This window comes from Pseudomonas viciae, assembly GCF_004786035.1.
Lineage (GTDB): Bacteria > Pseudomonadota > Gammaproteobacteria > Pseudomonadales > Pseudomonadaceae > Aquipseudomonas > Aquipseudomonas viciae.
Map to the genome: position 1 here is coordinate 1,473,788 of NZ_CP035088.1, position 12,615 is coordinate 1,486,402.

Sequence of the window (12,615 nt, forward strand, 5' to 3'; positions counted from 1 at the left end):
ACTGGATCTGTATGGCATTTCAGGACAGGGTATTTAGCTCCAACCCCATCGCAATCATCGGCTTGCTGCGCGCATATCGGCTCAAACGCTCAGCCATCGCATACGGCAGTTCGGGATCGAAGCTGAACCCGCGCCGTTCATAAAAATCGCGCAAATCCGGATGGCAGAACAGCCACACCGGCTCATTCACGTCTTTCACCGCTTCAGCGATCAACCGCGCCGCAATCCCTTGTGCACGGTACGCCGGGTCGACCAGCAACCCCGTCAACCAATGCCCGCCCGTCACCGGGCGCAGACACAGCGCCGCGACGATTTCATCCCGCCGTGCCACCCACAGTTGAGCTTCCCGAACCGCTTTCATCGAGGATTGGTGGGTGCGGTAAAACTTGTTCATCAGCGGCCACAGCGGCTCTTCGAGCTGTGTGTAATGGATTTCGGACATGGCAGGGTCGTGGGCGATAAGGGGAGGGCGATTATAAAAGAACGCGAGGGCGGCGATAGGTGTATACCTGACTCCACATCCCGTATGAGTGGAGTACGTATCATGGCCAAAGGCATGGATTCAAAAAAAGCGGCAAAGAAAAAACCGGCGAAGACCGCCGATGAAAAACGCGCCGACAAAAAGACCAAGAAGGTGAACCTGTTCGGTCATTGAGCCGGCACCGCCTCGGTTGGCCTCAGGTTTGAGTTGGGGCTGTAACCCCAGCTCAAACCCGCTGCAATGCATGGGGGCTCAAAGTGAGGCGAGGAACATGTCCGTGGCCGGGTCTTTGTCGCTCGTGCGGTTTTCCTGGGTCTTCTCCACCTGGGCCATCGCCGACTTGTCCTGCATGCGCTGGGCAATTTCCTGGCTGACGGCCATCTGTTTCTCGGGCGGCATCGCCTCGAGCTCTTCTTCAGATATGCCCATCTCTTCAAGAATGCTGTCGCGCAGGCGCTCTTCAGGCGTCTTGCTCATGTAGTCCTTGAACTCCGCCAGTGCAGTGCTGCCAATCTTCTTGGCCTCTTCGGACGCTGAGGAAGCCACGGCCTGCAATTGCACACGGGTCTTGGCGAAAGTCTCATCGACATTGTCGCTGATGGCAGCGGCCGCATTGACCTGTTGCGTGGCTCGCCGGGTGAAGGCGTCCTGGACGTGGGCGCTGCCTTGGCTGGCCTGGGCCTGGACGTTATCGCGCAACGCCTGCAATGCAGCACTTTGCAGGCCGCTGACGGCTTCGGCGGTAGGGTCCTCGCCGGGGCGTTTGAGCGGCAAGATCATCGCTTGCTGTTTGGCACTGACCAACATGATGAATACCTGTAGGTAATGGCTGAGCGATGGGCATGAGCAATTCCCATGCCGCCGGCACGAACCTCGGATTCCAAGGGCTGCGGGCACGAGGGCAAAGATTCGGGCGGCCAACCCTTGCCGTCGGACGGCATGGATCGACCGCCAGTGCGGGGCGGCTCAGGTGCTTTCGCGAACCTTGAGCTCAAAGCCCAGGTCCACCACCGGCTGCGCAATGCGGTTACCCGCCATCAACGTCAGCATCTGTTCGGCGGCGCGGCGACCAATGGCTTCCCGAGGGGTGCTGATGCTGCTCAGGCGCGGCACCATGTGGGCCGAGGCGGGCAGGTCGTTGAAGCCCAGGATCGAGACGCGCTCGGGGATCTTGATGCCACAGCGCAACGCCTCGAGCAGGGCGCCGTGGGCCAGGTCATCGTTGCCGAAGAAGATCGCATCGACGTCCGGGTGACTGGCCAGCAGTTGCAGGAACAACTCGCCACCCAGGCCCACCGATGATGGACGCGGTGTCAGCACTTCCAGGTCTGGATCGTACAGCCCGGCGTCTTGCAGGGCGCGACGAAAGCCTTCGCCGCGCAGCAGGGTGCGCTGATCCAGTTGCGCGCCGATGTAGGCCAGGCGCTTGCGCCCCTTGGAAATCAAGTGCTCGGCCGCCGTTTCGCCGGCCTTGAGCTGGGAAAAACCGACGCAATTGAGGCCGGCGCCGGGATCCAGCTCCATCATGTATACGCAGGGAATGTTGCTGGCCTCGATCATGCGTCGGGCGCTTTCGGTGCGGTCGAAACCGGTCAGCAACAAACCACGCGGCTGATAGGCCATGTAGTTGCGCAGCAGGTCTTCTTCTTCGTCGCGGGAGTAGTGGTAGTTACCGATCACCACTTCGAAGCCCTTGGGGCGCAGCACCCGATGAATGGCTTCCAGGGTGTCGATGAACAACAGGTTGGACAACGACGGCACCAGCACCACCACCGAATGGCTCTGGGCCGAAGCCAGGGCGCGGGCGGCGGGGTTGACGACGTAGTTAAGCTCTACGGCGGCCTGGCGGACTTTTTCCACCAGTTCGGTGGCGACGGTGCTGACGCCGCGCAGGGCACGGGAGGCGGTGATGGGACTGACACCGGCCAGGCGTGCGACTTCGTTGAGCGTAGGGCGACCGGTGGTGCGGGTATTCTTATCGTTTTTAGGGGCGGTCATCAGGGCGGCTTGCCAAACAAAAATCAAGGCACTAAGGTAGCGCTGTCTCGACGCGTCTGCAAATGCGTGAGTGGGGTTTGCCTGAGCCCCGTCCGTTGACGTCGTGAACGAACATGCTGCAACCACAAAAATGACAAGAAGGCGTCGGCAACTTCTGCTTTTGCTGCGGTGTCATAACTGGCAAAGGTAGCGCTGTCTGCGCGCTGAGGTGTTACATGAATAATCCCATCACCGCCCTGGTCATCATGGGCGTTGCCGGTTGCGGCAAAACGTGCGTCAGCCAGGCCCTGTGCCAGTTGAGCGGCGCCACCGCCATCGAAGGCGACACTTTCCACCCTGCGGCCAACATCCAGAAGATGAGCGCCGGTATCCCCTTGAACGACGACGACCGTGCCGGCTGGCTCGACAGCCTGTGCGACGAGTTGCGCCGCGTCGATGCCTTGGGCGAGCGGCCGGTGCTGACCTGCTCGGCCCTCAAGCACAGTTATCGCGAACGTCTGCGCAGTGCCTTGCCGGGCCTGGGCTTTGTATTTCTTGAATTGACCCCCGAAGTGGCCGCCGACCGTGTGTCTCATCGTCCCGGCCATTTCATGCCGTCGACGTTGATCGACAGCCAGTTTGCCACCCTTCAATCCCCTGTCGGCGAGCCCCTGACCCTGGCTCTGGACGCGTCCAGCCACAGCGTTGATGAACTGGCTCACCAGGCTTACGTCTGGTGGCTGGACCACGGTTTGAAGCTGGCCAGCTGAGTTTCAAAAAATTTGCGTCAGAAAGATAGCGCTGTCCCGACGGCTTACAAATAACTGCTTCAATAACAACAACAAATCAGGAGACACCCCCCATGTTTGGCATGTCCCACGAGACGTTCCTGCTGCTCGATGCAGTGGTCACGGTGATCGGACTTATCATCCTCATCACCAAGTTCAAGTTCCACCCGTTCATTGCACTGACCATCGCCGCCGCTTTCCTCGGCCTGACGTCGGGCATGCCGACCGGCACCATCATCAAGGCGTTCCAGGACGGCTTCGGTGGGGTGTTGGGCTTTGTCGGCATCATCCTGGCGCTGGGCACGATGCTCGGCAAAATGATGGCCGAGTCGGGCGGGGCCGATCAGATCGCCCAGACCCTGATCCGCGCCTTCGGCAAGGATAAGGTGCAGTGGGCCATGATGTTCGCTGCGTTTCTGGTGGGCATCCCGCTGTTCTTCGAAATTGGCTTCGTGCTGCTGATCCCGCTGGTGTTCATCGTCGCGCGCCGCACCGGCGTGTCGATCATCAAGATCGGTATCCCGTTGCTGGCCGGTCTTTCCGCGGTCCACGGCCTGGTGCCACCGCACCCGGGACCGCTGCTGGCGATTGGCGTGTTCGGTGCCGACATCGGTAAGACCATTCTCTACGGCCTGATCGTGGCGCTGCCAACGGCCATTATTGCCGGGCCGATCTTCGGTACGTTCATTGCCAAGCATATCCCCGGCCATCCGAATCAGGAGCTGGTGGACCAACTGGCGCGTGAGACGAACGCGGCCGAGCTGCCAAGCTTCAGCATCACCCTGATCACCGTGCTGTCGCCGGTGTTCCTGATGCTGCTCAAGACCTTCGCCGACGTGGCGCTGCCGGACGGCAACATCTTCCGTGCCTGGATGGACATGATCGGCCACCCGATCTCGGCGCTGTTGCTGGCGTTGTTGCTGTCGCTGTACACCTTCGGCTACAAGCAGGGCATTGGTTCCAGCCAGATGCTCAAATGGCTGGATGCGAGCCTTGCGCCGACCGCCGCGATCATCTTGATCATCGGTGCCGGTGGTGGCTTCAAGCAGATGCTGGTGACCAGCGGCGTGGGTGACGTGATCGGCCACATGGCGGTGAGTGCGCAGATTTCCCCTATCCTGCTGGCCTGGCTGGTGGCGGCGGTGATCCGCATTGCCACGGGTTCGGCGACGGTGGCGACCATTACCGGTGCCGGGATCGTGGTACCGGTGGTGGGGATGATGCCGGGTGTGAACCGTGAGTTGCTGGTGCTGGCGACCGGTGCCGGTTCGTTGATCCTGTCTCACGTCAACGATGCGGGCTTCTGGCTGGTCAAGCAGTACTTCAACATGACCGTGGCTGAAACCTTCAAGACCTGGACCGCGATGGAAACCATCCTGTCCGTGGTGGGGTTGATCTTTATCCTGCTGCTGTCGCTGGTGGTTTAACTAACAGCGCATAACAACTGTGGGAGCGGGCTTGCTCGCGAAAGCGCAGTATCAGTCAACAGAGATGTTGAATGTTACATCGCCTTCGCGAGCAAGCCCGCTCCCACATTGGTTTGGTGTCAGGCGCCAGGTTTGTGTATCAACCCATCCGCCCGAAACATCCCGCGGATCCCACGGACAGCCTGGCGGATCCGGTCCTGGTTTTCGATCAGCGCAAAGCGCACGTGATCATCCCCATACTCCCCGAATCCCACTCCTGGCGAGACGCAGACCTTGGCTTCGGCCAACAGCTTCTTGGCGAATTCCAATGAGCCCAGGTGTGCATAGGCCTCGGGGATCTTGGCCCAGACGTACATCGATGCCTTGGGGTTTTCCACCATCCAGCCCAGTTCATGCAGCCCCTTGACCAGCACATTGCGGCGCTGGCGGTACTGCTCGGCGATGTCGCGCACGCATTGTTGATCGCCTTCCAGGGCGGCGATGGCGGCCACCTGCAAGGGGGTAAAGGTACCGTAGTCGTGGTAGCTCTTGATCCGCGCCAGGGCGTTGACCAGTTCCGGGTTGCCCACCATGAAGCCGATGCGCCAGCCGGCCATGTTGTAGCTTTTGGACAGGGTGAAGAATTCCACTGCGATGTCTTTCGCGCCGGGCACCTGCATGATCGACGGGGCTTTCCAGCCGTCGTAGACGATGTCGGCGTAGGCCAGGTCGTGGATCACCAGCACGTCGTATTGCTTGGCGAGGGCGATGACCCGTTCGAAGAAATCCAGCTCCACGCACTGCGCGGTCGGGTTGGACGGGAAACCGAGGATCATCATTTTCGGCTTGGGGATCGAGCCGCGAATGGCCCGCTCCAGTTCGTCGAAGAAATCCACACCGGGCACCAGCGGTACCGAACGTACCTGGGCGCCGGCGATTACCGCGCCGTAGATGTGGATCGGATAGCTGGGGTTGGGCACCAGCACCGTGTCGCCCTGGTCCAGGGTCGCCAGCATCAGATGCGCCAGGCCTTCCTTGGAACCGATGGTGACGATGGCCTCGGTTTCCGGGTCGATGTCCACTTCGTAGCGGTCCTTGTACCAGCGCGAAATGGCGCGGCGCAGGCGCGGGATGCCTTTGGAGGTGGAATAGCCGTGGGTGTCTTCACGCTGGGCGACGGTGACCATTTTTTCCACGATGTGCGGGGGCGTGGCGCCGTCGGGGTTGCCCATGCTCAAGTCGATGATGTCTTCGCCGCGCCGACGCGCAGCCATCTTCAGCTCGGCAGTGATATTGAATACATACGGGGGGAGTCGATCGATGCGCGCAAAGCGGCGCGGCGAACCTTGTTCGGCCATTGTTGCCTCGAGATACGTGAGCGCCCGGAACCGTCCGAGCGACGTTGGCCACTGCGGTGGCCTGTGGCGGAAGATAAAGGCGCCGATGGCAAATTGTCCAGTAGCGGCGCAGAACTATTTTCGACGACACTGTCGACTTCGTCGCGCGGCCATCAACGACTGCCGCGGTCAGCTCAACCCGCCACACCCCCAATCGAACGGAATGAATGATGGAATTTTCCAGCGGTTTCCTGCTGAGCCTCTCCCTGTGCCTGGACATCGGCGTGGCCAATATCGCGATGATCACCCTGGCGATGCAGCGCGGCTATTTCCAAGGGTTTGCTCTGGGCCTGGGCACTTGCGTGGGGGATCTGATCTACGCCGTCCTGGCCTTGGCCGGCATGACCGTGCTGCTGCAGTACGAAGCGGTGCGCTGGGTGCTGTGGGTCGGCGGCTCGGTGCTGCTGCTGTATTTCGCGGCAAAAATGATCCACTCGGCGATCTATCACAGTGCGGTGCTGGCGCAGGCGGGTGAGGTTCAGGGCAATTCTTCGCGCCAGGAGTTCTTTCGCGGGATTTTCCTGGCGATGTCATCGCCCAGCGCCATCCTCTGGTTCGCGGCGGTGGGCGGCACACTCATCGCTCGTTCAGGCGGTGGAACCTTGCTCAGCTCGGCGCTGTTCCTCAGCGGTTTTCTCTGCGCCGGGTTACTGTGGTGCGCAGCCCTGTGCCTGGCGGCGACCCAGGGCGGCAAGCTGTTGGGGGATAAGCTGCTGCGCTATTCCTATTGGGCATCGGCGGCGATCTTCTGCTATTTCGCTGTCTATGTGATTGTTTCGGGGTACAACGAATTTGTCGGAAAAGCCGCTGCGACGGCGCTACCTGGACTCGGATAAAGCGAATCGGCCTGGCAATCACTGTTTGGCTTCTATACTGGCAAACCCGACTTCACGTTTTGCGGAGTGTTGACGCATGGAAAAGCACGAACGCGGTAACGCAGCCGAACCACGCTTTGAACACGGACGCTTTCAGCTCATCGCCGGTTTCGGTGCCAGTTTTACCCAGGAGACAGCCCAGGACATCCCGCTGCTCTGGGAAAAGTTTTTGCCCTGGCTCGGTAAGGTGCCAGGGCAAAAAGACGAGGTGACCTACGGCGTGTGTTGCAACGCGGACGAGAAGGGCGGGTTCCAATACATCGCCGGGGTTGAAATCAGCCGGCTCGACGATCTGCCTGAACAATACCGCTGGATCGAAATCCAGCCCGGGTACTACGCGGTGTTCGAACACAAAGGCCCGTTGAAAAGCCTGCCGGACACGTTCCAGTACATCCGGAACGTGTGGTTGCCGCAGTCCGGCCACACCGCTGCGGACGAACCGCAATTCGAGCGTTACAGCGAAGACTTCAACCCCAAGACGGGCGAAGGCACCCTGGAGATCTGGATACCCCTCAAGCCGAGCTGATCGAGGTGCCTCTAGCCGTCATGCTCTGGCGAAGGGGGCGTCGTAGCTTCAGTACAAACTGGCCTGCACCCGCGCTGGCGCTTCACGGTCGTACGCCTCGGCATCGAATTGCCCATCATTCAAGCGTTTGTGAATCGCCCCGGCGCTGGGCAGTGCCGAGCGTTCGAGGTGGCGATCCGGATTCCACAGGTCTGAGCGCACGATGGCTTTGGAACAATGGAAAAACGCCGCTTCGACCGTCACCAGCAACACTGTGCGCGCCGGTTTTGCGTTCACCGCAAAGCGCTCCAACAGGTCGGGTTCGGCGCTGATCCGGGCGGTGCCATTGACCCGCAAGGTTTCGCCAATGCCGGGAATGATGAACAGCAGCGAAACCCGTGGGTCGTGCAGGACATTGCGCAGGGTATCGATGCGGTTGTTGCCGGGGCGGTCGGGCAAGGCGAGTGTGTGTTCATCGAGGATTTGCACGAAACCCGGTGCGTCGCCCCGCGGTGAGCTATCGAGGCCATCGGGCCCTGCCGAACTGATGATCACCAGCGGCGAGGCCCGGACCAGCGCCTGATAATCTTCGTTGAGGAAGGGGATCTGTTTACGCACGGCCCGCTCATGAGGCAGGCCGTAGATCGCTTCCAGCTGTTCAATCGACGTCAACATCGTTCAACTCCTCCTTGGTCCATATATCCCGGGTCTATCAAAATGCCAGCCCCATTCGCCGCTCATAAGCGACGCGGCCCTTGTACGCCTCGCCACTGTCAACCCAGCCCAAGCGGGTGTACAGGCCAATGGCCGAGTCATTATCGGCATCGACCGAGAGTTCCAGCCCCCTGATTTCCGGCCAGGCCGCTCGGGCCATGTCGGGCAGCGCCTGCAGGCAGGCCTTGCCGTACCCCTTGCCCTGGGCTCGATAATCGACTTGCAGCGCGTGCAGGGTGGCGCTGTGCTCGTTGGCCCAGGCTGGCAGTACTGGCGGGCGCTTGAGTAGCAGGAACGCCACTGGCACGTTGTCAGCCAACAGCGCGAAGCCCTTGACCCCCGGGCCGGGCCTGGACAGCAGCATATGCAGCGCACCGTGGATATCCCCGGCGAACCTGACCTGTTCGGGAGTGATTTCGATGGCTTCGACCTGCTTGCGTTGAAGCGCGGTGAGCGCTTCGTAAGGTACGAGCTGAGCGGTCACGAAAACATCCGTTGTCTGTTGGCGGAATGGGCTTGGAATTCTAGCGAATTTTTTTCTTTGGATTATTTTTGTTTGGTTGTCGATTCGCTGTTTCTCCAAACGACAAAGGGTGTCTTCAACAAAAAACTGCGGAGAATCATCATGAACACTGAAAGCGAAATCCGGACCCTGATCGACACTTATCGCCAGGCGGTCATGGTCAAGGACATCGAAAAGGTCATGGCGCTTTACGATGAAGATATCGTTTCCTTCGATGCCATCCAGGCCCTGCAATTCAAGGGCAAGACCGCCTACCGCAAACACTGGCAGGACTGCATGGAAATGTGTCCCGGCCCGCACAAGTTCGACTTCCATGAACTCAAAATCACCCCCGCCGACAACATCGCCTTCGCCCACTGGCTGGCCTATTGCGGTGGCACCAACGACAAAGGCGAGGAGCAGGCCTGCTGGATGCGCGTGACGGCTTGCTACCAACGGGTGGCCGGGCAATGGAAGATCGTTCATGAGCACTGGTCCGCACCGTTCGACCCGATGGCCGGTACGACGCTGTTCGACCTGCAACCCTGATCGTCGGTTTTTTCGCCAAGCGTCTTCCAGCCGTCCATAGTTGATCAGCTCGATCACGGAGCTTTCCATGAAGTACTTATGCCTGGTCTATAGCAACGAAAACGTGCTGCACAGCTCGCCTGACAGCCCGGAAGATGCCGAGTGCATGGCCTATGCGGAATCGATCCAGAGCAGCGGGCGGATGCTCGCCGCCGAGGCCCTGGAGTCGGTGCAGACCGCTACCACGGTGCGCATGCGCGGCGGCAAGCTGTCGATCACCGACGGTCCGTTCGCCGAAACCAAGGAGCAACTGGCGGGCTTCTACCTGATCGACGCCAAGGACTTGAACGAAGCCATTCAGGTCGCGGGCAACATCCCGGCGGCTCGGGTCGGCTGTGTCGAAGTGCGCCCGGTACGCCAGCTCCAAGGCATGCCCGGCTGATGTCGGTCGAAGCGGTCACGGCGCGGGTCGAGCAGGTTTATCGGCAAGACTCGCGACGGATCCTGGCGACGCTGATTCGCCTGCTGGGGGACTTCGACCTCGCGGAAGAGGCCATGCACGAGGCCTTTTTCATTGCGGTCGAGCGCTGGCAACGCGACGGTGTGCCGGCCAACCCGCGGGCGTGGCTGGTGTCTGCCGGCCGCTTCAAGGCCATCGACAGTTTGCGTCGACGGGCGCGATTCAATGCGGCCCAGCCGCTGCTGATCGCCCAATTGGAAGCGCTGGAGCAGAGCGACTGGAGTGATGATGACGTGGAAGACGATCGTCTGCGGCTGATTTTCACCTGTTGCCACCCGGCCCTGGCCGCTGATGCTCAGGTGCCCCTGACGCTACGGGAAGTCTGCGACCTGACCACCGAGGAAATCGCCCGTGCTTTCCTGGCCGCCCCGGCGGCCATCGCCCAGCGCATTGTCCGGGCCAAGGCGAAAATTCGCGATGCGAAGATCCCTTATCAAGTGCCGTCCCGTGCGGAACTTCCCGACCGGCTGGACAGTGTCCTGCGGGTGATTTACCTGGTATTCAACGAAGGTTATTCGGCGTCCATGGGCACCGAGTTGACGCGTGAAGACCTGACCCGCGAAGCGATCCGTCTGGGGCGTTTACTCATGGAGTTGCTGCCTGAAGCCGAGGTCATGGGCTTGCTGGCGTTGATGCTGCTGCACGAGTCCCGGCGACTGGCGCGAACATCGTCAAGCGGTGAATTGGTCCTGTTGGATGAACAGGACCGATCCTTGTGGGACGCCGAGTTGATCGCCGAAGGCTGTGCCCTGGTGGAGGCCGCCCTGAGTACCCGGCGGTTCGGGCCTTATTGCCTGCAAGCGGCGATTGCGGCGGTGCATGCCGAAGCGCCGACGGCGCAGGAGACCGACTGGCCGCAGATCGTCGGGCTTTATGAGGTGTTGCTGCGTGCCATGCCATCGCCGGTGATCGAACTCAATCGCGCTGCTGCCCTGGCCAAACGCGACGGACCGCTGGAGGCATTACGTTTGATCGATGCGATCCTGGGGCGTGGAGAGTTGCTCGACTATCACCTGGCTTATTCGGCGCGGGCGGAATTCTGTCGGCAGTTGGGTCGCCTGGACGAGGCGAGGGCGGCGTATCAACGTGCGCTTGAATTGACGCAGCAATTGCCGGAACGGCGGTTTATCGAGGGGCGGCTGGCGGGGTTGGAGTGATGAACCACACGGATTAAACACTTGTGGCTGACATCACATTTGTGAACACCCTGAAATCAACTGTGGGAGCGAGCTTGCTCGCGATAGCGGTGGATCAGCCAACATCGATGTTGGCTGACATGCCCTTATCGCGAGCAGGCTCGCTCCCACAGGTTTTGTGGCTCACTGATGCCTGCGTGGATCAGAACTCGTGATCAGCACTGTCCGGGTTCAGATCGCTGATGCCCAGCTTGCCCGCCGCCTGTTCGATCGAACCGGTCTGCTTGACCAGTGCGGCGATGGCGTCACGGACGATCTGGTTACCCGCGGTGTTGCCGGCGGCGATCAACTGGTCGTAGTGCTCACCCTTGTTGGCGTGATCGACCATGACCTGGATCTTGGCTTCGGTATCGGCCAGATCGGCCTTGAGCGCGGTATCGGCGGCCGGGTCGGCCTTGGCCACCAGGGACGACAGGCTGGCGCCGGTCATTTTGGTCCCGTCGGCGCGGGTGTATTCGCCCAGGTACACGTTGCGCACGCCCTTGGCATCGTAGAAGTGCGAGTTGTGGGTGTTATCGCTGAAGCAATCCTGCTCGTCTTCTGGCGAATTGGCTTCCAGGGAGACCTTCATGCGCTCGCCCGCCAGTTCACCCAGGGACAGGCTGCCCATGCCGAACAGCATTTTGCGCAGGCCGCTTTCGGCCGGTTCGGCTTCCAGGGTGGCGCGGTAGTTGTCGGCCACGTTCGGCTTCCAATTGCCCACCATTTCCTGCAGGTCATTGACCAGCAGTTGGGTCACGGACTTGAGGTAGGCACGACGACGGTCGTTATGACCGCCAGTAGCGCCGGCGCCTTCCAGGTAGTCGGAAGCCGGGCGGTTGCCTGCACCAGGGCCGGTGCCGTTGAGGTCTTGGCCCCACAGCAGGAATTCGATGGCGTGGTAGCCGGTGGCGACGTTCGCCTCGGAACCGCCCAGCTCGTTGAGGCTGGCGAGTTTTTCCGGGGTGATGTCTTTCACATCGACCTTGTCTTCGCCAACCTGGACTTCGGTATTGGCGATGATGTTGGCGGTGGCGCCCGGGTTACCCAGGGCGTGCTCGTAGGATTTGTCGACGTAGTCGATCAAGCCTTCGTCCAGGGGCCAGGCGTTCACCTGGCCTTCCCAGTCGTCGATGATGGTGTTGCCGAAGCGGAACACTTCGCTCTGCAGGTAAGGCACGCGTGCGGCGATCCAGGCAGCCTTGGCGGCCTTCAGGGTCTCGGCGTTCGGCTTGGCCAGGAACGCGTCGACGGCGGTTTGCAGGGTTTTCGCAGTGGATTCGGCATCGCTGTAGACGGCATAGACGATGTCGGCATAGTGCGCGACAACGGCCTTGGCAGCGGCTTCGTCGATTTTGCCAGCGGCAGCCGGCGCGGCCGGAGCAGTGGTGCTGGCGGCAGGCGTTGGCGCTTGCGGCGCGGCGGCCTTGTCTTTGCCTTCGCCGCAACCGGCGAGGGAAATAGCGATGGCCAGCAGACTGGCGGTAGCCAGAGGCATACGAATCATGGCGAACATCCTGCTTCGGTAATTGGATGGGACAGGCGCGAGGTGCGCAAAACTGCGACATAATGCGAAAGATTTGCATTATGTGTAAAGGGTTGTAGCTGTAAATATTTCTTATTTAATACGGCGAGATCGCAGCCTTCGGCAGCGTCCGCAGGAGCTGTCGAGCGAAGCGAGGCTGCGATCTTGTCCCGGCCAATTGAATTTCAAGTGAAAGATCAAGATCAAAAGATCGCAGGCTTC

The 12,615-nt window shown here is 60.8% G+C and carries 14 protein-coding genes; 7 read left to right on the top strand and 7 right to left on the bottom strand.

The features are described 5' to 3' along the window. Positions 1 to 19: 19 nt before the first annotated feature. The 3 genes from EPZ47_RS06750 to gntR form a co-directional block, all read right to left on the bottom strand. Complete coding sequence (locus tag EPZ47_RS06750) at positions 20 to 442, bottom strand: GNAT family N-acetyltransferase (protein ID WP_135844077.1); 423 nt, start codon at positions 440 to 442, stop codon at positions 20 to 22. Between the two features lie 291 nt (positions 443 to 733). Next, positions 734 to 1,288, bottom strand: a complete 555-nt coding sequence (locus EPZ47_RS06755) for a hypothetical protein (protein ID WP_135844078.1) — start codon at positions 1,286 to 1,288, stop codon at positions 734 to 736. 159 nt (positions 1,289 to 1,447) lie between these two features. Beyond that, on the bottom strand, positions 1,448 to 2,479 hold the full coding sequence (gntR, locus tag EPZ47_RS06760) for an HTH-type transcriptional regulator GntR (RefSeq protein WP_135844079.1): 1,032 nt from the start codon (positions 2,477 to 2,479) through the stop codon (positions 1,448 to 1,450). Between the two features lie 215 nt (positions 2,480 to 2,694). Here gntR and EPZ47_RS06765 point away from each other — a divergent pair, with 215 nt between their 5' ends. Together EPZ47_RS06765 and EPZ47_RS06770 are read left to right on the top strand one after the other, a co-directional pair. Then, on the top strand, positions 2,695 to 3,228 hold the full coding sequence (locus EPZ47_RS06765) for a gluconokinase (protein WP_135844080.1): 534 nt from the start codon (positions 2,695 to 2,697) through the stop codon (positions 3,226 to 3,228). Positions 3,229 to 3,320: 92 nt separating this feature from the next. Then, positions 3,321 to 4,673, top strand: coding sequence for a GntP family permease (locus EPZ47_RS06770; protein WP_135844081.1), 1,353 nt, complete (start codon positions 3,321 to 3,323; stop codon positions 4,671 to 4,673). Between the two features lie 119 nt (positions 4,674 to 4,792). Here EPZ47_RS06770 and alaC read toward each other — a convergent pair whose 3' ends face one another. Continuing rightward, on the bottom strand, positions 4,793 to 6,010 hold the full coding sequence (gene alaC / locus EPZ47_RS06775) for an alanine transaminase (RefSeq protein ID WP_135844082.1): 1,218 nt from the start codon (positions 6,008 to 6,010) through the stop codon (positions 4,793 to 4,795). 209 nt (positions 6,011 to 6,219) lie between these two features. On the opposite strand from alaC, the gene EPZ47_RS06780 reads away from it, so the two are divergent. Next, a complete protein-coding gene (locus EPZ47_RS06780; RefSeq protein ID WP_135844083.1) occupies positions 6,220 to 6,885 on the top strand; it encodes a LysE family translocator in 666 nt (221 codons plus the stop codon). A 76-nt stretch (positions 6,886 to 6,961) separates the two neighbouring features. Then, complete coding sequence (locus tag EPZ47_RS06785) at positions 6,962 to 7,450, top strand: GyrI-like domain-containing protein (protein WP_135844084.1); 489 nt, start codon at positions 6,962 to 6,964, stop codon at positions 7,448 to 7,450. Between the two features lie 48 nt (positions 7,451 to 7,498). On the opposite strand, the gene EPZ47_RS06790 is transcribed toward EPZ47_RS06785, so the two are convergent. Together EPZ47_RS06790 and EPZ47_RS06795 are read right to left on the bottom strand one after the other, a co-directional pair. Beyond that, positions 7,499 to 8,104, bottom strand: coding sequence for a pyridoxamine 5'-phosphate oxidase family protein (locus EPZ47_RS06790; protein ID WP_135844085.1), 606 nt, complete (start codon positions 8,102 to 8,104; stop codon positions 7,499 to 7,501). Positions 8,105 to 8,141: 37 nt separating this feature from the next. Further along, positions 8,142 to 8,627: a GNAT family N-acetyltransferase gene (locus EPZ47_RS06795; protein ID WP_135844086.1), complete on the bottom strand. Its 486-nt coding sequence runs from the start codon at positions 8,625 to 8,627 to the stop codon at positions 8,142 to 8,144. A 141-nt stretch (positions 8,628 to 8,768) separates the two neighbouring features. On the opposite strand from EPZ47_RS06795, the gene EPZ47_RS06800 reads away from it, so the two are divergent. From EPZ47_RS06800 to EPZ47_RS06810, 3 genes are all read left to right on the top strand, one after another. After that, positions 8,769 to 9,194, top strand: a complete 426-nt coding sequence (locus tag EPZ47_RS06800) for a YybH family protein (RefSeq protein ID WP_135844087.1) — start codon at positions 8,769 to 8,771, stop codon at positions 9,192 to 9,194. Positions 9,195 to 9,261: 67 nt separating this feature from the next. Then, complete coding sequence (locus EPZ47_RS06805) at positions 9,262 to 9,615, top strand: YciI family protein (RefSeq protein WP_135844088.1); 354 nt, start codon at positions 9,262 to 9,264, stop codon at positions 9,613 to 9,615. After that, positions 9,615 to 10,850 (top strand): RNA polymerase sigma factor, encoded by a 1,236-nt coding sequence (locus EPZ47_RS06810; protein ID WP_135844089.1) that lies wholly within the window; start codon positions 9,615 to 9,617, stop codon positions 10,848 to 10,850. Before EPZ47_RS06805 ends, EPZ47_RS06810 begins: the two co-directional genes overlap by 1 nt. Before the next feature lie 181 nt (positions 10,851 to 11,031). Here the strand turns inward: EPZ47_RS06810 and EPZ47_RS06820 are convergent, their stop codons facing one another. Further along, on the bottom strand, positions 11,032 to 12,375 hold the full coding sequence (locus EPZ47_RS06820; protein ID WP_135844090.1) for an imelysin family protein: 1,344 nt from the start codon (positions 12,373 to 12,375) through the stop codon (positions 11,032 to 11,034). Positions 12,376 to 12,615: the final 240 nt, after the last annotated feature.